Raw genomic sequence first — 21,534 nt, forward strand, 5'->3', positions numbered from 1 at the left:
CTCCCATGACATCGTCGTCGACGCCGAGCACTCCCCACGAGCTGAGAGCATAGGGAGCCGATGGCAGGAAAAGGGAGGGGTCACATGCCCGAGGGTGGGGCGTCCATACCGAACACGGCGGCGAGTCCGGCGGCAGGCGGGGCACCGGACACGGCGCCGGCGGCGGCCGGGGGAGGCGGGAGGACCGCCACGCCGGAACCCCGCGGCACCACCGCGGCCCGCCGCACCAGTCTGCTGGTCACCCTGCTCCTCGGCGGCCTGACCGCCACCCCGCCGCTGGCGATGGACATGTACCTCCCCGCCCTCCCGGAGGTCACCCGGTCCCTGCACGCGCCCGCCGCCACGATCCAGCTCACCCTCACCGCCTGCCTGGCCGGCATGGCGTTCGGGCAGCTGGTCGTCGGCCCGATGAGCGACCGCTGGGGCCGCCGCCGCCCGCTGCTCATCGGCCTCGCCGTCTACGTCGTCGCCACCGCGCTGTGCGCGTTCGCGCCGACCGTCGAACTCCTCGTCGCCTGCCGGCTGGCCCAGGGCCTCGCGGGCTCCGCCGGCATCGTCATCGCGCGGGCGGTCGCCCGCGACCTGTACGACGGCATGGCCATGGCCCGCTTCTTCTCCACCCTGATGCTGATCTCCGGGGTCGCGCCGATCGTCGCGCCGCTGATCGGCGGTCAGGTCCTGCGCATCACGGACTGGCGGGGCGTGTTCGTCGTCCTCACCGTGCTCGGGCTGCTCCTGACGGCCGTCGTCTGGGCGAGGCTCCCGGAGACGCTGCCGCCCGCCGAGCGGCACGGCGGCGGCGTCGGCGAGGCCCTCGGCTCGATGCGCCGGCTCCTCGCCGACCGGGCCTTCAGCGGCTACATGCTCGTCGGCGGCTTCGCCTTCGCGTCCCTCTTCGCCTACGTGGCGGCCTCCCCGTTCGTCGTGCAGGAGATCTACGGCGCCTCCCCGCAGACGTTCAGCCTGCTGTTCGGGCTCAACTCCATCGGCCTGATGATCATGGGGCAGGTCAACGGCCGAATCCTGGTCGGCCGGGTCCGGCTGGACACGGTCCTGGGGCTCGGACTCGCCGTGGTGGTCGTCGCCGCGGTCGCGCTGCTGCTGATGTCGCTGGGCGTGTTCGGCGAGGTCGGTCTGGTGCCCGTGGCCGCCGCGCTGTTCGTGCTGATGTCCGCCATGGGCATCACCCTGCCCAACACCCAGACCCTCGCCCTGATGCGCACCCGGCACGCGGCCGGATCCGCGTCCGCCCTGCTCGGTGCGACGGGATTCCTCGTCGGCGCGATCGCCTCCCCGCTGGTGGGGATCGCGGGCGAGGACACGGCCGTTCCGATGGCCGTCGTCCAACTGGTCGCCGCCCTGGTGGCGCTGGGCTGCTTCCTGGGTATGTGCCGTCCGTGGAACGGACGGACGGGCGGGAAGGGCGGGGGCGTCTGAGCGCGCCGAGACTGCGCCACGGCACACCGGAGCGGGCCGGGCTCGACGCCGGGGAACTCCGGCACCTGGTGCGGGCGGTGCACGCCCGCACCAGCGGCGAGCGGCCCTGGGCGGCCGGGGCGGTGGTGGTCGTCGGGCGCGGCCCGGTGCTCGCCGTGCAGGAGGCGGCGGGCTGGGCCGTGCGCTACGCCGCGTACGACGAGGAGACGGACACCCCCGTCGAACTGCCGCCGGAACAGCGCGTCCCGATGACCGTGCACACGCCGTTCGACCTGGCGTCCCTCACCAAGCTGTTCACCTCGGTGGCGGCCGTGCAGCAGATCGAGCGGGGCACCCTCGGCATCGACGCCCGCGTGGGCGCGTACCTCCCGGACTTCACAGCGGCGGTACGGCACGGCATCACCGTGCGCCAGCTGCTCACCCACACCTCCGGACTGCGGCCCGAACTCCCCCTGTACGGCTGCGCCGACGACGCCGAACGGCTGGCGCTGCTCCGCGCGGAGCAGCCGATCGGAGTGCCCGGCACGTACTGCTACTCCGACCTGAACATGCTGCTCCTCCAGCACGTCCTGGAGCGCCTCACCCGGCGCCGGCTCGACACCCTGGTGCGGGACGGCATCACCCGGCCGCTCGGCATGACCGCGACCGCCTTCGGACCGTGTCCGGACGCGGCGGCGACCGAGGACCAGCGGCGGCCCTGGGCCAAGGCGGACCGGGGGATGCTGCGGGGCGAGGTGCACGACGAGAACGCCTGGGCGCTGGGCGGGGTCGCCGGGCACGCCGGCCTCTTCTCCACCGGCCGTGACCTGGCGGTCTTCTGCCGCACCCTGCTCGCGGGCGGCTCCCACGGTCCCGCCCGCATACTCGGCCCCGATTTCGTGGACCTGCTCCTCACCCCGCCGGGCCTGGGCTTCGCCCTGGACCAGCCGTGGTTCATGGGCGAACTGTCCGGCCGCGGCGCCGCCGGCCACACCGGTTTCACCGGCACCTCCCTGACCCTCGACCGCGCCACCGACACCTACGTCGTCCTCCTCGCCAACACGGTCCACCCCCGCCGCCCGCGATCCCCGGACAGCAGACCCAGAGCCGAGGCCGCGACCCGCGTGGCGCGAGCGGTCCGGGAGATCTGAGCGGACCCCTGGTATCCGCCCGGCCGGCATTCCTGCCCACTCACCCACCCCCGTAGAATCGCCGGGTGAACGCCCCCGCCCCCCTGCACACCGCCGAAACGCTCCGTTCCGCCCTCGCGGCGGCGCTCGACGGGCTTCCGGCGCGGCAGGCCGCGCAGGCCGTCGAGCGGCTGATCGCCAACTACCGGGGGGCCACGCCCACCGACGCCCCCATCCTGCGCGACCGCGCCGACGTCGCCGCGTACGCCGCCTACCGGATGCCCGCGACGTTCGAGGCCGTGCGCTCCGCCCTGGAGGCGTTCGCGGACACGGTGCCCGGGTGGGCGCCCGGGGACCACACCGACGTCGGCGGCGGCACCGGCGCGGCCGCCTGGGCCGTCAGCGCGACCTGGGCCGGGGACCGCCCCGTGACCGTCCTCGACTGGGCCGAGCCCGCCCTCGCCCTCGGCCGGGAACTCGCCGCCGCGAACCCCGCCCTGCACGCGGCCCGCTGGCACCGCTCCCGCATCGGTGCCGCGCTCACCCTGGACGGCGCCGATCTCGTCACCGTCTCCTACGTCCTCAACGAGCTCACCGCCCCCGACCGTGCCGCCCTCGTCGACGCCGCCGCCGGTGCCGCGCAGACCGTGGTGATCGTCGAACCCGGCACCCCCGACGGCTACGCCCGCGTCATCGAGGCCCGCGACCGCCTGATCTCCGCCGGGTTCCGCGTCGCCGCCCCCTGCCCGCACAGCGCCGCCTGCCCCATCGTGCCCGGCACGGACTGGTGCCACTTCTCCGCGCGGGTCAGCCGCTCCTCCCTGCACCGGCAGGTCAAGGGAGGCTCCCTCCCGTACGAGGACGAGAAGTTCAGCTACGTGGCCGCCACCCGCCTCCCGGTCACGCCGGCCCCCGCCCGGGTCGTCCGCAAGCCGCAGATCCGCAAGGGCCAGGTCCTCCTCGACCTCTGCGAGACGGACCCGGCCCTGCACCGCACCACGGTCACCAAACGCCACGGCGACCGGTACCGGGCCGCCCGGGACACCGACTGGGGCGACCCCTGGCCCCCGGCCGGCCACGCCTAGCCGGACGTCACGTCCGACCCCGTTCCCCTTCCTCCGGCCGCTCCTCCTGCCGCGCCTCCCGCAGCTTGCGCAGCAGCTCCCGCTTCTGCGCCCGCGCGTCGAGCCCGCCGCCCCCGATCCGTCCGCCGCGCCCGCCGCCGCGCAGCGCCTCGCGGCCGAGGTGCTGCCGGGTGCCGCCGACGCCCAGCATGTTTCCCGCTCCGCCTCGGGTCATGGACCAATCCCCTCTCCCTACACGGTGCGAGACGTCTCGTCTCGCCTTGACGCTTCCACTGTCCGGCGAGACGCACCGTCTTGTCAACCTGTTATCTTCGACCCATGGCCAGAAACCAGTCCGCCCGTCACCCCGCCCCCGACGCCACCCGCCGCAGCGAGCGCTCCCGGCGGGCCATCTACGACGCCGCCCTCGCCCTGGTCGTCGAGGTCGGCTACCCGAAGACCACCATCGAGGGCATCGCCGCCCGCGCCGGCGTCGGCAAGCAGACGATCTACCGCTGGTGGTCGTCGAAGGCGGACGTGCTCCTGGAGGCGTTCCTCGACCTCAGTGAGCAGGCGGCCGAGACGGCCGGTGAGGCGCAGGCCGACGGCGGGGCCGCGTACGCCATCCCGGACACCGGGGACCTCGCCGCCGACCTCAAGGCCGTCCTGCGCGCCACGGTCGACGAGCTGCGCGACCCCGCCTTCGAGGCACCCTCCCGCGCCCTGGCCGCCGAGGGCGTGGTCAACGAGGAACTCGGCCGCACCTTCGTCGCCCGGCTGCTGGAACCCCAGCTCCAGCTCTACGTCGACCGCCTGCGCGCGGCCCAGGAGGCCGGTGACGTCCGCGCGGACGTCGACCCGCGCATCGCCCTGGAGCTCTTCGTCTCCCCCCTGGCCCAGCGCTGGCTCCAGTACACCGCCCCGATCAGCCACGACTACACCGACACCCTCGTCGACTACGCCCTGCACGGCATCGCGCCCCGCTGAGCCCCGGCGCCACCTCACCGCCCCGGCGCCGCCGTCACCGTCCCCGGCCCGCGCGCCGGATGCCGGGACAGGCGGCCCGGAGCGTCCGTGATGACGCCGTTGCAGCCGAGGGCCAGGGCACGGTCGCGCTGCGCCGGGGTGACGACCGTGTGGGCCCAGACCCGGGGGATGCCGGAGCGCACCGCACGGGTCAGATCGGCGTCGCGGGCGCGGATGTCGACGTCGAGGACATCGACGTAGGAGCGCCAGAGCCCGGGACGGTCGGTGCGCAGCTGACGTGCCGAGCGCCACAGCTGGCTCAGCAGACCGAGGCGGTGGATCCGGCGGGCGACACCGGGGTCGTTGGTGTTCACGAACACCGAGCGGGTCAGACCGCGGGCGCGGATCAGTGCGGCCAGCCGGTCGAGGCCGCGCGGGTCCTTCGCCTCCAGCATCAGCACGATCCGCCCGCCGAAGCGGTCCAGCACCTCGGCGACCGTCGGCGGCCGCTCCGCGCGCCAGCTCCCCGGCAGCCGGTCGCGCGGACGCAGCCGTACGTTCCGCCACTCCCCGGCGTCCAGTGCGCGCACCTCGCCGCCGAGGAACGTCGTACGGTTCAGGGTCGCGTCGTGGAAGACCACCGGCGTGCCGTCCCGCAGCACCCTGGTGTCGAAGTCCAGCACCTGCGCCGTACCGCGCCGGGCCGCCGCCATCAGCCCCGACATGCTGTTCTCCGGCACCTCGCGCGCCCCGCCCCGATGGGCCACGTACGGCACCCGGGGCAGCGAGTCCACGGTCAGCGGGCCCGCGCCCCACTCCAGCGGAGGGCCGGCCTGCCCGCCCGTGAGGGTCAGCGCGGCCACCGAGACCACGGCGGTCAGGCCCGTCGACGCGATCAGTGTGACCATGTGACCACGGTAGGTGGGCGTATCCCGTCGAACCGGGCAATGACACCCGTTCCGCCCCGTCGCTCACCGCCCGCCGGACGTCCCCTTCGTACCGCCCGGCACCCTGCGTCCGCTCGGGTCACCCTCGTCCCACCTGCGCCGATTGTGGGCTCTGGCCCCCCGATGCGCACGATCGTGGGACCATAGGGCATGCTGAAGCGCAGGACGGCGAGGCGAGGAGATAGATGAGCGCGGAGTTCGGCGGCCGGAGCGGCCGACAGAGCAGAATCTCCCAGTGGCTGCGCGGACGCCGTCCGAAACCGGCCGCCGACGAGGGCGGCCGCGAGGCCCTGCTGCTCGCCGCCGCCGACGCGGGACTGCCCCTCGCACCCGCCGCGCACCCCGCCCCGGGCTACCGCTGCTCCTGTGACCGCGTGGGCTGTCCCACCCCCGCCCGGCATCCGGTGTCCTTCGCCTGGCAGACGCAGTCCACCACCGACCCCGCGCAGATCGAGCGCTGGGCCCGCCACCAGCCGCAGGCCAACTTCATCACCGCGACCGGCATGGTGCACGACGTCCTCGACGTCCCCCTCGACGCCGGCCGCGAGGCCCTCGACCGCCTGCTCGACGCGGGCGTCGAGGTCGGCCCGGTCGCCGAGAGCGACGACGGCCGGATGCTGTTCTTCACCCTCACCCGCGGCACCCCCGAGGACGAGGACGAGTGGTGGCCGTGCGAGCTGGACTGCCACCCGGAGACCATGGACGAGCATCCCGGCCTGCGCTGGCACTGCCGCGGCTCCTACGTCCTCGTGCCGCCCGCCCGTCTCCCCGGCGACGACGACCGGTCGGTGCACTGGGTGCGCGGCCCGGAGCATCCGCTCCCCGACCCGCTGAGCATGCTGGAGTACCTCACCGACTCCTGCGCCCGCCACATCGGCGAGCAGTCCGACCACACGGGCACGGCCTGGCCGCTGCGCCGCTGAACCCGCGGGACGCCGTGCGTGGGCGTACGCGGACCTACTCGCCCTTCGCCGACGTCAGCCCCTGGATGCGGCCCAGCACCCGCACCGCTCCGTCGGCCGGGGCCAGCGCCACCTCGTTGGAGACGAACTCCATGGTGAGCGACTGCTTGATCTCCCCGGTGGTCAGCGCCAGCACGTCCTTGTTCGGTGTCGGCACCGACGCGCCCGCCGCGGCCGTCTGCTTCTCGAAGTGGCGGGTGGTGAAGAACACCAGCGCCCCGCCGTCCTTCGTGCGCAGCGCCAGCGGAGCGTAGTCGCCGTTCGTCACCGGCTCGTCGATGTACTGCGTGGCCAGGCCCGGCCGCTGCGACTTCTTCGCCCGCGCCGCCCGCCACGAGCTGGTGTGCGGACCGTCCGCGAAGACGTCCCCGCCGTCCTTGAGGAACGCCGCGTACTCCCGGCTCAACTCGCCGGGCGGCACCGCCACATCGGCCGAGTTCGCGGGCACGGCCTCCGCCCAGCCGTCCTCGTCCGTCGTGAACTCCGGTATGTCGTCCGGGGCGATCAGCGTCAGATACGCCGCCTCCCACGGTTCGTCCAGCGCGTCCCGGGTGAACACCAGCAGCCAGCGGGCCGCGCCGCCCTTGTTGCCGTCCGCGTCGGCGACGAACCAGCGCGGCCAGCCCGCCTTCGCGGGGATGGTGAACCTCGCGTCCGTCAGCTCCAGCGGCGTGTGCCGGGGGTTGCCCTGCGGGCTGTTGGCCCGTCCGGCCTTCAGGCGCGCCGAGTCGATGTCGGCGAGGGCACCGGTGGTGTGCCCGGCGTCCAGGGAACCGTCGTACGCCTTGTCCGCCTTGTTGTAGGCGGCGGTGAACTCCGCGAGGGCCTCGGCGGCTTCGGCGCGGGTGGTGGTGGGGAGCACCACGCGCTCGCCGTGCACCACCACGCAGCCGCCCGCCGTCAGCGACAAAGCGGTCACGAGCACGCACGTGTCAAGTATGCGGCGCCTGCGGAGCCTTCGAAGGCCGCGATCCCTGCTCATCCGGTTCCTTCACCTTCCCCTTCCCGGAGGCGAACCCTACCGGGGCGGCCGGCGGCCCGGACGCCGGGACCGCGGACAGCGGCCACACCGTGACCTCCCGGCCGGCCTGCCCCGCGGAACGCCGCGCGCGACGGTCCCGGACGGCGGATCCGCACGGCCCGGGGTCAGGCGGACGGCCGGCCGGTGCGGTCCGGGTGGACCAGGACCGCACCCGTGCGGGGGTGCGGGAACACCTCGACCGGCTGGTCGTACACCTCCGACAGCAGCCCCTCAGTGAACACCTCCCGCGGCAGCCCGTCCGCCGCGATCCGGCCGGCCCGCAGCACCGCCACCCGGTGCGCGTACGCCGCGGCGAGGCCGAGGTCGTGCAGGACGACGACCACCGCGTCACCGGCGAGCGCCCGCTCCCGGCACAGCCGCAGCACCAGCTCCTGGTGCCGCAGGTCCAGTGCGGCCGTCGGTTCGTCGAGCAGGACCAGGGGAGTGCGCTGGGCGAGCACCCGGGCCAGTGCCACCCGGGCCCGTTCACCGCCGCTCAGCGCGGAGAAGGGACGTGCCGCGAAACCGGTCACCTCGGTGGCGGCCATCGCGCCGGCCACGGCGGCGTCGTCGTCCTCGGGCCGGGCGGCGGTCCAGGGCGCGCGGCCCATCCGGACCACCTCCTCGACCGTGAACGGGAAGGACAGCGACGCGGACTGCGGCAGCACGGCCCGGCGCAGGGCGAGTTCGGGCGCCGACCAGTCCCGCGCCGGACACCCGTGGATCCGTACGCACCCCGCGGTGGGCGGGAGATCAGCGGCCAGGACACTCAACAAGGTCGACTTCCCTGCCCCGTTGGGGCCGACGAGGGCCAGCACCTCACCCGCGCGGACCCGCACGCCCACCTCGGCCAGGACCTCGCGGGCACCGAGCCGGACGGACAGCCCCTCCACCTCGGCGAGGACCTCACCGGGTACCGGAGCGGCCGGCGGAACGGGACGGTTGCGCAACCGGATCACGCCCGGGGGACGCTTCACGCCGAAGGGACGCTTCATGCCCAGCCTCCCTGCCTGCGCCGGGTGCGGCGCAGCAGCCAGAAGAAGAACGGACTGCCGAGCAGTGCCGTGAGGACACCGAGGGGGAGCTCGGCGGGCTCGGCGACGGTCCGGGCGGTCAGGTCGGCCGCCAGCAGCACCAGCGCCCCCAGCAGGGCACTGCCCGGAAGCAGGAGACGGTGCCCCGGACCGGCCGCCATCCGCAGCAGGTGCGGGACGACCAGCCCGACGAACCCGATGATCCCCGACACGCTCACCGCAGCCGCCGTCAGCAGCGCGATCACCAGGACGAGCACGATCCGCAGCCGCTCCACGTCCACCCCCAGATGCCGGGCCGGGCGTTCACCGAGTGCCAGCAGGTCGAGACGGCGGGCGTACAGGGGCGCGACGGTCAGCCCGAGGGCCGCGCACGGCAGCACCGCCAGCACCTTCGGCCAGGTGGCCTGGGAGAGCGAGCCGAGCTGCCAGAAGGTGATCTGGTTGATGGCGGCGGTGTCCGCGAAGAACAGGAACAGCCCGATGAGGGCACCCGCGAAGGCGTTCACCGCGATCCCCGTCAGGATCAGCGTCACCACTTCCGTACGGCCGCCCGAGCGGGACATCCCGTACACGAGCAGCACGGTGAACAGCCCCGCGACGAACGCGAGCAGCGAGACCGTCCAGTTCCCGGCGAAGTTCAGCCCCAGCGCGATGGCCGCGACCGCGCCGACCGCCGCGCCGGAGGAGACGCCGATGACGCCCGGTTCGGCGAGCGGATTGCCGAACACGCCCTGCATCAGCGCGCCCGCGCAGCCCAGCGACGCCCCGACGAGCAGCGCCAGCACGATCCGCGGGAACCGGACGTTCCAGAGCACCGACTCGGCGACCCGGTCCAGTTCACCGCCGCCGAGCCCCGACCGGTGCTGCACGGAGGCGAGGACGTCCCCGACGGGCACCGGATAGGCACCGGTGCCGGCGGCCACCGGGACGAGGACGACCAGGCCGGCCACCAGCCCCGCGGTCAACAGCCAGGCGGTGGTCCGCCGTCCGCGGACCGGAGCCGGCGTGACCGGTTCCCGTACGGTCTTCTCCAGGACGCTCACGCCTCGCCACCGCCGTACAGCTGCTCCACGACCGAGGTGAGCACCTGGTCCGTGCGCGGCCCGTAGTTGAGCAGGACGCCGTCCTCGACGGAGACGATCCGCCGGTCCATCCCGGCGGGTGTCTGCGCCACCCCGGGGATCTTCACCAGTCCGTCCACGCCCCCGACGGACTCCAGTCCCTTCGCCATCACGAGGAGGGCGTCGGGCGCCGCCTTCACCAGTGCCTCGCTGGTGATGGCGGTGAAGTCCTTCTCCAGTCCGGACTCGGCGCCGGCGTCGACCGCGCCGGCGGCCTCGATCAGCGAGGTGGCGCCCGAGTCCCGGCCGCCGATGAGGTACACGGAGGCGGAGCCGCGCAGGTAGAGGAAGGCCACCCGCGGCTTCGTCCCCTCCCGCGGCGCGGACTCGGTGACGGCCGCGATGCGCTCCTCGGTGCGACGGGTCAGCTCCCGGCCCGCGGACGGCACGCCCAGTGCCCCGGCGACGGCCTCGATGCGCGGGCCCACGTCGTCGAGCCCGGTCGCCGCTTCGACGACCAGGACCGGTGTGCCGGCGGCGCGGATCTGGTCCATGGCCTCCGCCGGCCCGGTGCCCGACTCGGCGATCACCAGATCGGGCCGCAGCGACAGCACGCTCTCGGCGGAGACGTCATGACCCCGGGTGACGACGGGGAGTTCGGCGGCCTGCTCGAAGGTGGCGGTGACATCGCGGGCGACGACCCGGTCCCCGAGGCCGAGGGTGAACACGATCTCGCTGAGGCTGCCGGAGAGCGGTACGACCCGCTCGGCCCGCCGCACCGTCAGCTCCCGTCCGTCGGCGGAGCGGACGGTGACCGGCAGCTCCGGCCGGGGTGGGCCGGCGAGGGGTTCCACGCGGTCGGGCGGTGCGGAGGCGCCGTCCGCCGGGGGAGCGGACGCCGCGTGCGGCGGTCCTCCGCATGCCGTCGCGGTGAGGGTGAGGGCGAGCACGGACAGCAGTGCTCCCGCCAGTCCGGTAGGCAAGCGTCGCACGGTTCCGTCCGCTCCTTCAGGCCGTGGTGGATGATCCTTGAGCCGTAGCTTAGGTTAGCCTTACCTTAATTCGCTACCGGCTGCCGTCCCCGGAGGACCACCCATGCCCACCCGCCTCCGCGCCCTGATGACCGTGCTCTGCGCGGCCGTCCTGGGCGCGCTCCTCCCGGCCGCCACGGCACACGCCGAGAGCCGTACCGTCCAGGGCGGCCGGCTCGACTGGGGCATCAAGACGTCCTTCCAGCGCTACGTCACCGGCCCCGTCGCGAACGGGGGCTTCGCCCTGACCGGCGGCGCGGCCACCGTCGGCGGCAGCGGGTTCCGCTTCCACTCGGCGACGGGCACCTACGACGGCGACACCGGCACCTTCCGCGCCGCCTTCTCCGGCGGGGTGCGCTTCACCGGGCACCGGTCCGGAGCCGGGGCGTACCAGCTCGACCTCACCCTCAGCCGTCCCACCGTGCGCATCACCGGCTCCACCGGCACGCTGTACGTGGACGTCACCGGCAAGGCGAAGGACACCGGGGCGGTCACGACGTCCCGCCAAGTGCCCTTCGCCTCCCTCTCCCTGGGCGGGATCGACATGCGGGGCGGCGGCACCTCCGTCGTCCTCGACAACCTCCCCGCCACCCTCACCGCCCAGGGCGCCCGGTCCTTCGCCGGCTACTACACGGCCGGGACCGCCCTGGACCCGGTGAGCCTCTCCGCGGACGTACGGCCGGCCGCACGGCGCGAGCCGTCGAGCGCCCCGACGCCGAAGGCGCCCGAGCCCACACGGACCCCGGGTGCCGCCGGGACCGGGAAGCTCACCGACGGAGCCGTCGACTGGGGCGTGCGCCGCACCTTCCGCGAGTACGTCACCGGGGACATCGCCCAGGGCAAGTGGACCCTGTCCTCCGGAGCCCTCGACGGCGGTGCCCTCTTCCGCTTCCCGGACGGCGAGGGGACGTACCAGGACGGCGACCTGACCGCCTCCTTCCGGGGCGCGGTCCGCTTCACCGGTGAGCACGGCCTGGACCTGAGCCTCGGCGGCGTCCGCGTCACCGTCCGGGACGGCGACGGCACCCTCTACGCCGACGTGACCTCGGCGGACCACACCGGACGGAAGGTCCCCCTGGTCACCTTCACCGCCGGGGACGTCAAGGCGAAGGACGGCCTGGCCACGGTCGTCGAGGCCCCCGCGAAGCTCACGGCGCAGGGCGCGAGGGTCTTCGCCGGCATGTACCCCGAGGGCACCGTGATGGACCCGGTCTCCCTGGCCGTGGCCCTCACCGCGAACGCCGCACTCCCCGCGCTGCCGGACCTCGGCAGCACCCCGTCCGCGCCCCCGTCCCCCTCCGCGTCGGCGTCCGACGCCTCACCCGAACCGGTGGCGAAGGCCGCACGGCAGGACGCCACCGACGAAGCGATACCCGTCCTCCCCCTCGCCGCAGCGGTCGGCTCCCTGCTGGCGCTCGCCGCGGCGGCCGCGTTCACCGTCCGCAGGCGCCGCGCACGAACGGCCGCCGCGGACACCCCGCAGAACGACTGAACCCCTCCCACCTCAAGGAGAACCGACCATGTCCGCAAGACGACGCCGCTCCCTCGCCCTCGCCGCCGCGGTGGCCACGGCGGCGGGCCTCGGCGCCACCGTCGCCCCCTCCGCCTCGGCCGCCGAAGTCCCCCTGACCGGCTACGAGTTGACCTGGGGCATCAAGCAGTCCTACCGCACCTACGTCGCCACCTTCGCGAAGGGCACCTTCACCCCCGCGGAGGGGGCCACCCAGGCGGAGGGCAACGGCGCGTTCACCTTCCCCGAAGGCACCGGCGGCTACGACTCCACCACCCACCGGATGTCCCTCGCCTTCCAGGGTGAACTGACCATCGAGTCCGAGGCGCACGGGTTCGAGATCCGGCTCTCCGACGTGAAGTTCGACAGCGCGGACGCCGAGATCACCGCCGACGTGACGCGGGGCGGCACCACGGAGGACGACGTCCCGCTCGCGACCGTGACCGTCACCCGCCAGATGACGGACATGGCGACCACGCTGACCGAGGAGGCCGCGGCGGTCCTCGGCAGCGCGAGCTACGCGGGAGCGGCGGGCGACCCGCTGACGGTCGTGAAGAAGACCGGGCCGGAGCCCGAGCCGACCCCGACGACCGCGCCGCCCACCACCCCGCCGGCGTCACCGTCGCCCGAGCCCACCCCGACGGCCACCGCCACCGCCCCGCCGACGACCAAGGCCCCGACCCCCGTCCCCTCCGCCACCGAGCCGGCGACGACCGCTCCCGCCACCAAGGGCGAGATAGCCGACGGCACGCTCGGCTGGGGCGTGAAGCAGTCCTTCCGCGCCTACGCCGTCGGACCGGTCGCCCAGGGCACGGTCACCGCGTCGGCCGGCGCCACGCAGGCCGCCCGCAACGGCGCCTTCACCTTCACCGGCGCGAGCGGCACCTACGACACCGGGGCGGGCACGCTGACGGCCGCCTTCAAGGGAGCGGTGAACTTCAAGGGCCACGAGAAGAACGGCACGTACGGCCTCGACCTCACCCTCACCGACCTGCGCGCGACCCTCGCGAACGGCACAGGCAAGCTGTCCGCGGACGTCACCAGCCTCGGCGAGGCGTCGCAGGACGTGGTCCTGGCGGAACTGAAGGCCAAGTCGCCGGCCCTGACCGCGAAGAACGACGTCATCACCGTCGACGACGTGACGGCGACACTGACCGAGGCGGGAGCGAACGCCTTCGGTGACTTCTACCCGGCCGGTACCGCGCTCGACCCGGTCGGCCTGTCCGTGGCCCTGACCGACGACGCGAAGCTCCCGGACGCCACGGGCGGCACGAACGGCAGCGGTGGCGCCGCGGGTTCGGGCACCACGGACGCCGACGGCGGTGCGGGACCCACCGGTTCGACGACCGGCGGCCTCGGCTCCACGGTCGGCGGCGACCTGGGCGGCAGCCTCGCCAGCACCGGTTCCGACGTCCCGGCCGGCGCCCTCGGCGTGGCGGCCGGCGCGGCCGTGGCGGCGGGCGCGGGTGTGGTCCTCGCCCTGCGCAGGCGGCGCACGACGGCAGGCTGAGACACGGAGAAGGGGTGCCCTCGCCGAGGGCACCCCTTCTCCGCTGTGCGTGACGTGCGGTCAGATCAGGTCCCGCCCGTCGCGCCGGGCCTCCGCCCACTCGCGGAAGAACCCGCGGCTGATCACGAACAGGACGACGGCCACGAGCACGGGCCACATCAGGACGTACGCGGTCAGGGCTGCGGTGGTCATGTCTGCCTCCTGGGGGATCACTTGGTACCGGTACCGGCGGGCTCGGGGTCGCCGTCGGCGGCCGGGGCGGCCGGGGCGGCCGCGTCCGCGCCGGCGGCCGCCGCCGAGTCGCCGTCGTCGAAGTCACCGGTGCGCTGGGCGATGAGGGCGAAGTCGAAGCCCTCGCGGTGGCGCGCGCTCATGGCCCAGCAGACGATGGTGGAGACGGAGTAGGCGACCAGCGAACCGCACAGGGTCGCGTACTCGTGCAGGGACCCGACGGCGAACGGCGCGGACACCACGACCGCCGCCACACCGACGATCTTCGCGGCCTTCGCGCCGAAGAAGCCGAACACCATCAGGCCGAGGACGACGCCGATGCCGACCACCGACAGCACGTCCACCACGATGCCGAAGAGGCCGTCCACCGGGATCCAGCCGAAGCGGACCGGCAGGAACACCGCGAGCGCCGCGACCACCGAGGTGGTGAACGCCTTCCCGGTGACCTTGTCCCAGTAGAAGCTGGCCAGCACCGGGAAGACCAGCGCGCCCCAGAGCGCGCCGACGAACACCAGCAGGTCCAGGATGTTCAGCTGGAGACTGGCGAAGGCCACGGCCGCCGCGGTCGCCACCACCATGGTGATGCGGCCGACCAGCAGCATCGTCCGGGGGTTCGCCTTCTCCTTGCCGGCCACGTTCTGGCCGTAGACGTCGGCCATCATGATCGAGGAGAGGGCCGCGAGGTCGGAGTCGGCGGTCGACGACAGCGCACCGACGATCATGACGAAGAACAGCGCCAGCAGGACGGGCGGCAGGTACTCGGCGGCCATCCCGGGGATGATGTTGTTGACGTCGCCGCCGACCGGCTCGTAGCCGAGGTAGAGGGCGAGCACACCGAGCATGCCGACACCGATGACCATCGCGCCGTAACCGACCGTCGCCGTGAGGAAGGTGGGCTTGATCAGGCTCGCCTTCACCGCGAACAGCCGTTGCGCGATGGTCTGGTTGCCGATCGCGTACGCGAGCACCGCGGCGATGTACGGGGCGCCCTGCTCCATGAAGGCCGTGCTGGAGAAGAAGTTGCCCTGCTCCGCCGTCAGGTTGCCGGCGCCGGTCTCGAAGGCCGCCGGGAAGTCGGCCGCGAGGAAGATGAACGGCACGATGACGGCGACCGCGCCGAGCATCGCGACGACCTGCACGAAGTCGGTGAGCACCGAGGCGCGGAAACCGGACCACAGGGTGTAGAGCAGCACACCCGCGGCGACGGCGAAGACGCCCTGGGTGAAGGTGAACGGCGACAGCATCGAGATCAGCACGCCACCGGCGATGAAGTTGGACATCAGGCTGATCAGGCTGCCGACGATGTTCGACCCGGCGAGCATCAGCTGACTGGAACGGCCGTGCCGGGCGTACATGACCTCGGCGAGGGTGTGCGCCTTCGGCGCCACGGCCCTGATCCGCTTGCCGAAGGGGTAGATGAACAGGATCATCAGCGCCCCCCACAGCCCGTAGTGGATGGGCCCGGAGATGCCGTAGGTGTACCCGGACGTCGCGGAGGCGTACATGGAGGACGCCCAGATCCAGGTCGCCGTCATACTGGCCGCGGAAATTCCGAAACCGATGTTGTTGCCGGCGGTCATGTAGCCGTCGGCGTTCTCTTCCTTCTTGCCGATTCGGGTCGATATCAGGAAGGTCCCTCCGTAGAAGAAGACCAACAGACCCACGACCACCAGCGCGCTGAACTGAGCTGTTTCCAGTTCACCCACAGGCGCCACCTCCTCATCACTGGAACCGGGGACATTCGTAAAAGCGACGGGCGCTTTGGGCCCGCAAACTTTCCGCACGGTAACAGCTCTTTCAAGACACCACGAGGTCACGCCGGCCGGCGCCGTACGGGAAGCGTCACCTCGATGTTCTCCCAATTCGTACAAGTCGAGGACATGTCCGATGGGGGTTTTGTGGTGGAAAGGTGCTTTCGCCCTACCTCTGTCCGGCCATTCATTTGCGACTTGCATGTGCAAAGTTGATCAATTTGTTACGTCAAGGTGATGGATGGCGGGTGGTGAATCGATCCGAAGGCGCGCGTGGAGGGCGGTAAACTTCCCCGTCGCGTGTGACAGCCGGGCCGGGTGGAATGCGTGACCGAACTCAATTCCTGTGCGGGTAATCAGCACGGAATCCCGCTGTTCATGAACGACGCACCCGACGACGGAGGCCGGCCGGTGGTGAAGCTCGGTCACGCCGGGAATCGCGCATGCGTCGTGGCGGGCCTCGGAGGGTTTCCGGCCGCCGGCGACGTCACGGACAGGTCGCCGTCGCGGCGATCCCGCCCGACCGGCAGCCGCGGGCGCCCCGCCACCTGGGACGACGCCGCCCCGCGCGCGGTGCTTGAATGCACCCCGTGACTGACTACGACGTGCTGCGCGTCTTCTGCGGGCCCCGTGGCGGGTACGGCAACGAACTGGGTGTCGTCCGCAACGGGGCCGTGATGCCCGAGCGGGAGGAGCGGCAGGAGTTCGCCGCCACACTCGGGTTCAGCGAGACCGTGTTCGTCGACGACCCCGAGCGCGGGGTGATCGACATCTACACGCCCACCCTGCGCCTGCCCTTCGCCGGACACCCGTGCGTCGGTACGGCCTGGCTGATCGACGTCCCCGAACTGGTCGTTCCCGCCGGGGTGATGGGCGCCCGGCAGGACGGGGAGTTCTGCTGGATCGAGGCGCGGGCGGAATGGGTGCCGCCGCGCACCCTGCGCCAGTACGCCACCGCCGCCGAGGTCGACGACCTGCCCGTGCCGCCGAAGGGGGAGTGGATCTACGCCTGGGCCTGGCTCGACGAGGCGGCCGGCCGGATCCGCGCCCGTGCCTTCCCGGGCCGGGACGACGGCATCGACGAGGACGAGGCGACGGGCGCCGCGGCCCTGCTGCTCACCGACCGCCTGGGCCGCGCCCTGAACATCACCCAGGGCACGGGCTCCCAGATCCTGACCGCGCCGCAGCCGGAGGGCTGGACGGAGATCGGCGGCCGGGTGTACCTGGAACGCTGACCGGACGGAACCCGTGCGCCCGGGTCCAGCACGTGGGCAGGATGCTGTCCGGCGGCGGCTCACGGAGGTTGTTGCCGGCCGGGTGCACGGAACTGGCCGTTTCGTCAGGAGGACAGGGCGCCACGGCTCACGCCGACAGCGGGAACTCCTCGCCCAGGGCCCGGAAGAGGTCCGTGTTGAGGGAGAACGCCCGCTTGCACTCGCTCACGATCCGCTGCTTCTCCAGGTCGTCCACCGGGACCGCGTCCAGCAGCTCGCGGTAACCGCGCTTGAAGGCGGCCGGGTTGGAGATCTCCTCGAAGACGTAGAAGCGGACGCCGTCGCCCTTGCGGTCGAAGCCCCAGGTCTTCTCCGCCTTGCCGCGGATGATCTGGCCGCCGGAGAGGTCACCCAGGTAGCGGGTGTAGTGGTGGGCGATGTAGCCGGCCGGCCAGGTGCGGGCGCACTCGGCGACACGGGCGGCGTAGGCCTCGGTGGCGGGGAGGGCCGTCAGGGTCGAGCGCCAGCCGGGACCCCGCAGGTGGGTCAGGTCCCGCTCCAGCGCGGCCAGCCGGAACAGCTCCGGACGGATGAACGGACCCGCGACCGGGTCCGCCGCCAGCGCCTGGGCGCCGGACTCCAGCGCCTCGTACACGAACCACAGCTGCTCGGTGTAGCGGGCGTACGCGTCCACGCCCAGTCGGCCGCCGAGCAGATCGCTCATGAAGGTCGAGGTCTCCGCCTCCACGTGCTGCTCGTGGGAGGCGGTGCGGATGAGGGTCGAGAAGGAGTCCATGGTCCGATCTTCTATGGTTAGGCTTACCTAAGTCAATGTCTTGCCGACCATCTGTCGGGAACCTCCCCTGCGCCGCGCGGGGGCAAACAAGGGGCCCGCCCTCCGGAGGGAGAGCGGGCCCGGGGACGTGAGGAGGCGGCGCTACGGCAGGGTCAGGATGTCCGCCCCCGTCGCCGTCACCACCAGCGTGTGCTCGAACTGCGCCGTCCGCTTGCGGTCCCTCGTCACGACCGTCCAGCCGTCGTCCCACATGTCGTACTCGTGGGTGCCCAGCGTCAGCATCGGCTCGATGGTGAAGGTCATCCCCGGCTGGATCACCGTCGTCGCGTGCGGACTGTCGTAGTGCGGCACGATCAGGCCCGAGTGGAAGGACGAGTTGATGCCGTGACCGGTGAAGTCACGGACCACCCCGTAACCGAACCGCTTCGCGTACGACTCGATCACCCGGCCGATGATGTTGATCTGCCGGCCCGGCTTGACCGCCCTGATCGCCCGGTCGAGGGACTCGCGGGTGCGCTCCACCAGCAGGCGGCTCTCCTCGTCCACGTCGCCGACCAGGTACGTCGCGTTGTTGTCGCCGTGCACCCCGCCGATGTACGCCGTCACGTCGAGGTTCACGATGTCCCCGTCGCGCAGCACCGTCGAGTCGGGGATGCCGTGACAGATGACCTCGTTGACCGACGCGCACAGCGACTTGGGGAAACCGCGGTAGCCGAGCGTGGACGGATAGGCGCCGTGGTCGCACATGTACTCGTGCGCCACCCGGTCCAGCTCGTCCGTGGTGACACCGGGCGCGATGAGCTTCGCGGCCTCCTCCATCGCCCGCGCCGCGATCCGCCCCGCGGTCCGCATCGCCTCGATCGTCTCGGGCGTCTGCACCTCCGGACCGGTGTACGGCGTCGGGGCGGGCTTGCCGACGTACTCGGGACGACGGATGTTCCCGGGCACGGAGCGGGTGGGGGACAGTTCCCCCGGTACGAGCAGCGACTGGCCAGACATGCCGGCGAGTCTAATTCAGCGGCGACGGGGGACCATCTTCAAGGCGAGGGCCGCGGAGAAGGCCGAGGTCGAGGCGAGACGGTGAGAGGAGACGGTCGTGCCCCTGTTCAAGAAGCGGACGGTCGGCAAGCCGGGCGAGTGGTTCTACTGCCTGGAGCACAAGAAGGTCGAGGAGGGCCCCGACTGCCCCGGCAAGGACCGCTTCGGCCCGTACGCCAGCCGCGCCGAGGCCGAACACGCCATGGAGACGGCCCGCGAGCGCAACCTCCAGTGGGAGAACGACCCCAAGTGGCACGACGCCAAGGCGACGGACGAACGCGACGACGGCTGACCGCCCCGGGGCCGTCACCAGCGCGTAGGGGGCGGCGCCGTCAGCAGGTCCGCCAGCCGGGACAGACGGTCCCGGAAACGGCCGGGGCCCCTGCGGGCCGGCAGGGAGTTCTCCCCGGCCGCAGCGCTCACCAGATGCTGCACGGTGTCCAGGTCCAGCTCGGAACCCTCGGGCACGGGCAGGGCCTCGTGCGCCAGCGCCGGGAGTTCCCCCGCGCCGGGGCCCAGCGACAGCAGCGTCGCCCCGGCCCTGCGGGCGTCGGAGATCCGCTCGAGCAGCGGGGCGGGCGGCTCCCCGGGTGCCACCACCAGCAGCGTCTCGCCCCGCCGCGCCGCCTCCAGCCGACCCGGACCCACCGCCAGGTGCGCCGGGTCCGAGGGGCGCGCGTCGTGCCGTACCAGCGTCGGGGCCAGCTCCGGTGTGCCCGACCAGGCGGCCTCGTCCGCCAGGTGCGCCGCCAGGTGCCACGGCTCGTACTCCGGTGTGCCCACGAGCAGCAGTCCGCCGCCGTGCGCCACCACCGACCCGCGCAGCGTCCCCGCGAAGTGCCGGGTGGCACCCAGCCACCCCGTCCCGGCGAGCACTTCCCGCAGCAGCGCGACCCGTACGGCGTCCATGCGGCCGCATCCTGCCCCAACCGCCCTCCCCTGTACCGGCGTTCGCCGTGCATTCGCCCGACCGGGGGACGGGCGCCCGCCGCCGCGTGACGGCGCTCACCCGGACCGGTGGCGGCGGTGCCACGGACGTAGAGTCGGCCCATGACCTCTACCGACAGCGCACAGCAGCCCGCCAAGGCCCCCGCCAAGGACCCCTGGGACCTGCCCGACGTGTCCGGGCTCGTCGTCGGCGTGCTCGGCGGCACCGGACCGCAGGGCAAGGGCCTCGCGTACCGCCTCGCCAAGGCCGGCCAGAAGGTGATCATCGGCTCCCGCGCCGCGGAGCGCGCCCGCACCGCCGCCGAGGAGCTCGGGCACGGCGTCGAGGGCGCCGACAACGCCGAGACCGCCCGGCGCAGCGACATCGTGATCGTCGCCGTGCCGTGGGAAGGCCACGGCAAGACGCTCCAGTCCCTGCGCGAGGAACTGGCCGGCAAGCTCGTCGTCGACTGCGTCAACCCGCTCGGCTTCGACAAGCAGGGCGCCTACGCCCTCAAGCCCGAGGAGGGCAGCGCCGCCCAGCAGGCCGCCGCGCTGCTCCCGGACTCCCGGGTCACCGCCGCCTTCCACCACCTGTCGGCCGTCCTGCTCCAGGACCCGGAGATCGACGAGATCGACACCGACGTGATGGTGCTCGGCGAGGTCCGCGCCGACGTGGAGATCGTGCAGGCGCTGGCCGGGCGCATCCCCGGCATGCGGGGCATCTTCGCCGGGCGGTTGCGAGGCGCCCACCAGGTGGAGTCCCTGGTCGCCAACCTGATCTCCGTCAACCGCCGCTACAAGGCACACGCCGGGCTCCGCGTCACGGACGTATGAGGCGATGGGGGACACTGGAGGCCGTAGCAGTGCCTCAGCAGTGTCCCCCGACAGGAGCCCGCAGCCATGCCCCGCCTCGCCCTCTACGCCCTCCTCGTGTGCCTCCTCGCCGTGGCCGCGGCCGTCGTCTCCTTCGTCCGGGGCAGTGTGCTCATCGGCGTCGTGTGGGTGCTGCTGGCGGGCCTGTCGTCCAACATGACCTGGTACTACGTGAAGCGGGGGCGGGCCGGGGCGGGCGAGGGCCCCGTCACGGACTGACCGAGCAGATTCCGCTGGTGTCGCTCCAGAAGCGGAACAGGTCGTAACCGCAGTACGTCTCCACCTCGTGGATCCCCAGGGATCCCAGCAGCGAGTCGACGACGCCGAAGAACGCCCCGTTCACCTCGGGCACCCACAGCAGCGCGAACACGAACAGCAGACCGAACGGCGCGAACGGCTCCACCTGCCGCCGCACCTGGTGCGACAGCCACGGCTCCAGGACCCCGTAGCCGTCCAGACCGGGCACCGGCAGGAAGTTCAGGATCGCCGCCGTCACCTGGAGCAGCGCCAGGAACGCCAGCGCGAACCGGAAGTCCGCCGGCACGCCGTCCAGCGCGTCCAGCCAGAACGGGGCCGTGCACACGAGCGCGAACAGCACGTTCGTCAGCGGTCCCGCCGCCGAGATCAGGCTGTGCCGCCACCGCCCCCGGATCCGCCCGCGCTCGATGAACACGGCACCGCCCGGCAGGCCGATCCCGCCCATGATCACGAACACCACGGGGAGCACGATGCTCAGCAGGGCATGGGTGTACTTCACCGGGTTCAGCGTGAGGTAGCCCTTGGCACCGACCGAGATGTCGCCGCTGTGCAGCGCGGTGCGGGCGTGCGCGTACTCGTGCAGGCACAGGGAGACGACCCAGGCGGACGTCACGAACAGGAACACCGCCAGGCCCGGCTGCCCGGCGAACCCGGTCCAGGTGGCCCACCCGGTGACCGCCGTCACGGCCAGGATCCCCAGGAAGACCGGACTGATCCTCCGGTCGCTGTGACGGGCGGCGGCGGTGCTCATGGAACTCCCTGGACTCTGTCGGGACGCACGGGGACACGGC

General features: G+C 72.9%; 24 protein-coding genes and 1 pseudogene. 12 read left to right on the forward strand and 13 right to left on the reverse strand.

What is annotated here, in order from left to right:
* The first annotated feature begins 84 nt into the window (after window positions 1-84).
* From IE172_RS03370 to IE172_RS03380, 3 genes are all read left to right on the forward strand, one after another.
* Complete coding sequence (locus tag IE172_RS03370) at window positions 85-1,437, forward strand: multidrug effflux MFS transporter (RefSeq protein ID WP_190095519.1); 1,353 nt, start codon at window positions 85-87, stop codon at window positions 1,435-1,437.
* Window positions 1,389-2,567 carry a serine hydrolase domain-containing protein gene (locus IE172_RS03375; RefSeq protein ID WP_190095520.1) on the forward strand — a complete coding sequence of 393 codons (1,179 nt, stop codon included), beginning with the start codon at window positions 1,389-1,391 and terminating at the stop codon, window positions 2,565-2,567. The genes IE172_RS03370 and IE172_RS03375 overlap by 49 nt, the downstream gene beginning before the upstream one ends.
* A 65-nt stretch (window positions 2,568-2,632) precedes the next feature.
* Complete coding sequence (locus IE172_RS03380) at window positions 2,633-3,631, forward strand: small ribosomal subunit Rsm22 family protein (protein ID WP_190095521.1); 999 nt, start codon at window positions 2,633-2,635, stop codon at window positions 3,629-3,631.
* Window positions 3,632-3,638: 7 nt separating this feature from the next.
* Here IE172_RS03380 and IE172_RS03385 read toward each other — a convergent pair whose 3' ends face one another.
* Window positions 3,639-3,845 carry a DUF6243 family protein gene (locus tag IE172_RS03385; RefSeq protein ID WP_190095522.1) on the reverse strand — a complete coding sequence of 69 codons (207 nt, stop codon included), beginning with the start codon at window positions 3,843-3,845 and terminating at the stop codon, window positions 3,639-3,641.
* 104 nt (window positions 3,846-3,949) lie between these two features.
* Here IE172_RS03385 and IE172_RS03390 point away from each other — a divergent pair, with 104 nt between their 5' ends.
* Window positions 3,950-4,597, forward strand: a complete 648-nt coding sequence (locus IE172_RS03390) for a TetR/AcrR family transcriptional regulator (protein ID WP_190095523.1) — start codon at window positions 3,950-3,952, stop codon at window positions 4,595-4,597.
* A gap of 14 nt (window positions 4,598-4,611) precedes the next feature.
* On the opposite strand, the gene IE172_RS03395 is transcribed toward IE172_RS03390, so the two are convergent.
* Window positions 4,612-5,484 carry a glycerophosphodiester phosphodiesterase gene (locus IE172_RS03395; RefSeq protein ID WP_190095524.1) on the reverse strand — a complete coding sequence of 291 codons (873 nt, stop codon included), beginning with the start codon at window positions 5,482-5,484 and terminating at the stop codon, window positions 4,612-4,614.
* A gap of 224 nt (window positions 5,485-5,708) precedes the next feature.
* On the opposite strand from IE172_RS03395, the gene IE172_RS03400 reads away from it, so the two are divergent.
* A complete protein-coding gene (locus IE172_RS03400; RefSeq protein ID WP_190095525.1) occupies window positions 5,709-6,446 on the forward strand; it encodes a bifunctional DNA primase/polymerase in 738 nt (245 codons plus the stop codon).
* Between the two features lie 34 nt (window positions 6,447-6,480).
* On the opposite strand, the gene IE172_RS03405 is transcribed toward IE172_RS03400, so the two are convergent.
* The 5 genes and pseudogenes from IE172_RS03405 to IE172_RS03420 form a co-directional block, all read right to left on the reverse strand.
* Window positions 6,481-7,467, reverse strand: a complete 987-nt coding sequence (locus IE172_RS03405; RefSeq protein WP_435804240.1) for an SCO2278 family lipoprotein — start codon at window positions 7,465-7,467, stop codon at window positions 6,481-6,483.
* Window positions 7,418-7,564: pseudogene (locus IE172_RS35405) on the reverse strand (iron transporter); the annotation flags it as partial. The pseudogene IE172_RS35405 and the gene IE172_RS03405, both read right to left, overlap by 50 nt.
* A 67-nt stretch (window positions 7,565-7,631) precedes the next feature.
* Entirely contained in the window at window positions 7,632-8,501 is an 870-nt protein-coding gene (locus IE172_RS03410) for a heme ABC transporter ATP-binding protein (RefSeq protein WP_190095526.1), read from the reverse strand.
* A complete protein-coding gene (locus IE172_RS03415) occupies window positions 8,498-9,574 on the reverse strand; it encodes a FecCD family ABC transporter permease (RefSeq protein ID WP_431985601.1) in 1,077 nt (358 codons plus the stop codon). The genes IE172_RS03410 and IE172_RS03415 overlap by 4 nt, the downstream gene beginning before the upstream one ends.
* A gap of 5 nt (window positions 9,575-9,579) precedes the next feature.
* The gene (locus tag IE172_RS03420; RefSeq protein WP_190095528.1) at window positions 9,580-10,593 is read right to left on the reverse strand and encodes a heme/hemin ABC transporter substrate-binding protein; all 1,014 of its coding nucleotides are present in this window, start codon (window positions 10,591-10,593) and stop codon (window positions 9,580-9,582) included.
* Window positions 10,594-10,696: 103 nt separating this feature from the next.
* Between IE172_RS03420 and IE172_RS03425 the strand changes: the two genes are divergently transcribed.
* On the forward strand, window positions 10,697-12,124 hold the full coding sequence (locus IE172_RS03425) for an HtaA domain-containing protein (protein ID WP_190095529.1): 1,428 nt from the start codon (window positions 10,697-10,699) through the stop codon (window positions 12,122-12,124).
* A 28-nt stretch (window positions 12,125-12,152) separates the two neighbouring features.
* Window positions 12,153-13,652 carry an HtaA domain-containing protein gene (locus IE172_RS03430; RefSeq protein WP_190095530.1) on the forward strand — a complete coding sequence of 500 codons (1,500 nt, stop codon included), beginning with the start codon at window positions 12,153-12,155 and terminating at the stop codon, window positions 13,650-13,652.
* A gap of 60 nt (window positions 13,653-13,712) precedes the next feature.
* Here IE172_RS03430 and IE172_RS34310 read toward each other — a convergent pair whose 3' ends face one another.
* On the reverse strand, window positions 13,713-13,844 hold the full coding sequence (locus tag IE172_RS34310; RefSeq protein ID WP_229885759.1) for a putative transporter small subunit: 132 nt from the start codon (window positions 13,842-13,844) through the stop codon (window positions 13,713-13,715).
* Between the two features lie 17 nt (window positions 13,845-13,861).
* Entirely contained in the window at window positions 13,862-15,589 is a 1,728-nt protein-coding gene (locus tag IE172_RS03435; RefSeq protein ID WP_190095531.1) for a sodium:solute symporter family protein, read from the reverse strand.
* Between the two features lie 372 nt (window positions 15,590-15,961).
* On the opposite strand from IE172_RS03435, the gene IE172_RS03440 reads away from it, so the two are divergent.
* Window positions 15,962-16,228, forward strand: coding sequence for a hypothetical protein (locus IE172_RS03440; RefSeq protein ID WP_190095532.1), 267 nt, complete (start codon window positions 15,962-15,964; stop codon window positions 16,226-16,228).
* Window positions 16,225-16,869, forward strand: coding sequence for a PhzF family phenazine biosynthesis protein (locus IE172_RS03445; RefSeq protein ID WP_190095533.1), 645 nt, complete (start codon window positions 16,225-16,227; stop codon window positions 16,867-16,869). The genes IE172_RS03440 and IE172_RS03445 overlap by 4 nt, the downstream gene beginning before the upstream one ends.
* 127 nt (window positions 16,870-16,996) lie before the next feature.
* Here the strand turns inward: IE172_RS03445 and IE172_RS03450 are convergent, their stop codons facing one another.
* Entirely contained in the window at window positions 16,997-17,644 is a 648-nt protein-coding gene (locus IE172_RS03450) for a biliverdin-producing heme oxygenase (protein WP_190095534.1), read from the reverse strand.
* A gap of 141 nt (window positions 17,645-17,785) precedes the next feature.
* Window positions 17,786-18,643, reverse strand: a complete 858-nt coding sequence (map, locus tag IE172_RS03455; protein WP_190095535.1) for a type I methionyl aminopeptidase — start codon at window positions 18,641-18,643, stop codon at window positions 17,786-17,788.
* A 97-nt stretch (window positions 18,644-18,740) separates the two neighbouring features.
* Here map and IE172_RS03460 point away from each other — a divergent pair, with 97 nt between their 5' ends.
* Complete coding sequence (locus tag IE172_RS03460; protein ID WP_190095536.1) at window positions 18,741-18,974, forward strand: hypothetical protein; 234 nt, start codon at window positions 18,741-18,743, stop codon at window positions 18,972-18,974.
* 14 nt (window positions 18,975-18,988) lie between these two features.
* On the opposite strand, the gene IE172_RS03465 is transcribed toward IE172_RS03460, so the two are convergent.
* The gene (locus IE172_RS03465; protein WP_190095537.1) at window positions 18,989-19,591 is read right to left on the reverse strand and encodes a hypothetical protein; all 603 of its coding nucleotides are present in this window, start codon (window positions 19,589-19,591) and stop codon (window positions 18,989-18,991) included.
* Between the two features lie 141 nt (window positions 19,592-19,732).
* Here IE172_RS03465 and npdG point away from each other — a divergent pair, with 141 nt between their 5' ends.
* On the forward strand, window positions 19,733-20,446 hold the full coding sequence (npdG, locus tag IE172_RS03470) for an NADPH-dependent F420 reductase (RefSeq protein ID WP_190095538.1): 714 nt from the start codon (window positions 19,733-19,735) through the stop codon (window positions 20,444-20,446).
* A 66-nt stretch (window positions 20,447-20,512) separates the two neighbouring features.
* On the forward strand, window positions 20,513-20,704 hold the full coding sequence (locus tag IE172_RS03475; RefSeq protein ID WP_190095539.1) for a hypothetical protein: 192 nt from the start codon (window positions 20,513-20,515) through the stop codon (window positions 20,702-20,704).
* On the opposite strand, the gene IE172_RS03480 is transcribed toward IE172_RS03475, so the two are convergent.
* Complete coding sequence (locus tag IE172_RS03480) at window positions 20,694-21,494, reverse strand: site-2 protease family protein (protein ID WP_190095540.1); 801 nt, start codon at window positions 21,492-21,494, stop codon at window positions 20,694-20,696. The genes IE172_RS03475 and IE172_RS03480 overlap by 11 nt on opposite strands.
* Window positions 21,495-21,534 lie beyond the last annotated feature (40 nt).

The sequence above is a fragment of the Streptomyces griseoflavus genome, assembly GCF_014649995.1.
In the GTDB taxonomy this organism is placed as follows: Bacteria; Actinomycetota; Actinomycetes; order Streptomycetales; family Streptomycetaceae; genus Streptomyces; species Streptomyces griseoflavus.

Excerpts from the sequence above, each read along its gene's own strand:
- IE172_RS03370 (WP_190095519.1), top strand. The coding sequence starts at position 85 with ATGCCCGAGGGTGGGGCGTCCATACCGAACACGGCGGCGAGTCCGGCG.
- IE172_RS03385 (WP_190095522.1), bottom strand. The coding sequence starts at position 3,845 with ATGACCCGAGGCGGAGCGGGAAACATGCTGGGCGTCGGCGGCACCCGG.
- IE172_RS03390 (WP_190095523.1), top strand. The coding sequence starts at position 3,950 with ATGGCCAGAAACCAGTCCGCCCGTCACCCCGCCCCCGACGCCACCCGC.
- IE172_RS03395 (WP_190095524.1), bottom strand. The coding sequence starts at position 5,484 with ATGGTCACACTGATCGCGTCGACGGGCCTGACCGCCGTGGTCTCGGTG.
- IE172_RS03400 (WP_190095525.1), top strand. The coding sequence starts at position 5,709 with ATGAGCGCGGAGTTCGGCGGCCGGAGCGGCCGACAGAGCAGAATCTCC.
- IE172_RS03405 (WP_435804240.1), bottom strand. The coding sequence starts at position 7,467 with ATGAGCAGGGATCGCGGCCTTCGAAGGCTCCGCAGGCGCCGCATACTT.
- IE172_RS03410 (WP_190095526.1), bottom strand. The coding sequence starts at position 8,501 with ATGAAGCGTCCCTTCGGCGTGAAGCGTCCCCCGGGCGTGATCCGGTTG.
- IE172_RS03425 (WP_190095529.1), top strand. The coding sequence starts at position 10,697 with ATGCCCACCCGCCTCCGCGCCCTGATGACCGTGCTCTGCGCGGCCGTC.
- IE172_RS03430 (WP_190095530.1), top strand. The coding sequence starts at position 12,153 with ATGTCCGCAAGACGACGCCGCTCCCTCGCCCTCGCCGCCGCGGTGGCC.
- IE172_RS34310 (WP_229885759.1), bottom strand. The coding sequence starts at position 13,844 with ATGACCACCGCAGCCCTGACCGCGTACGTCCTGATGTGGCCCGTGCTC.
- IE172_RS03450 (WP_190095534.1), bottom strand. The coding sequence starts at position 17,644 with ATGGACTCCTTCTCGACCCTCATCCGCACCGCCTCCCACGAGCAGCAC.
- map (WP_190095535.1), bottom strand. The coding sequence starts at position 18,643 with ATGTCTGGCCAGTCGCTGCTCGTACCGGGGGAACTGTCCCCCACCCGC.
- IE172_RS03465 (WP_190095537.1), bottom strand. The coding sequence starts at position 19,591 with ATGGACGCCGTACGGGTCGCGCTGCTGCGGGAAGTGCTCGCCGGGACG.
- npdG (WP_190095538.1), top strand. The coding sequence starts at position 19,733 with ATGACCTCTACCGACAGCGCACAGCAGCCCGCCAAGGCCCCCGCCAAG.
- IE172_RS03475 (WP_190095539.1), top strand. The coding sequence starts at position 20,513 with ATGCCCCGCCTCGCCCTCTACGCCCTCCTCGTGTGCCTCCTCGCCGTG.
- IE172_RS03480 (WP_190095540.1), bottom strand. The coding sequence starts at position 21,494 with ATGAGCACCGCCGCCGCCCGTCACAGCGACCGGAGGATCAGTCCGGTC.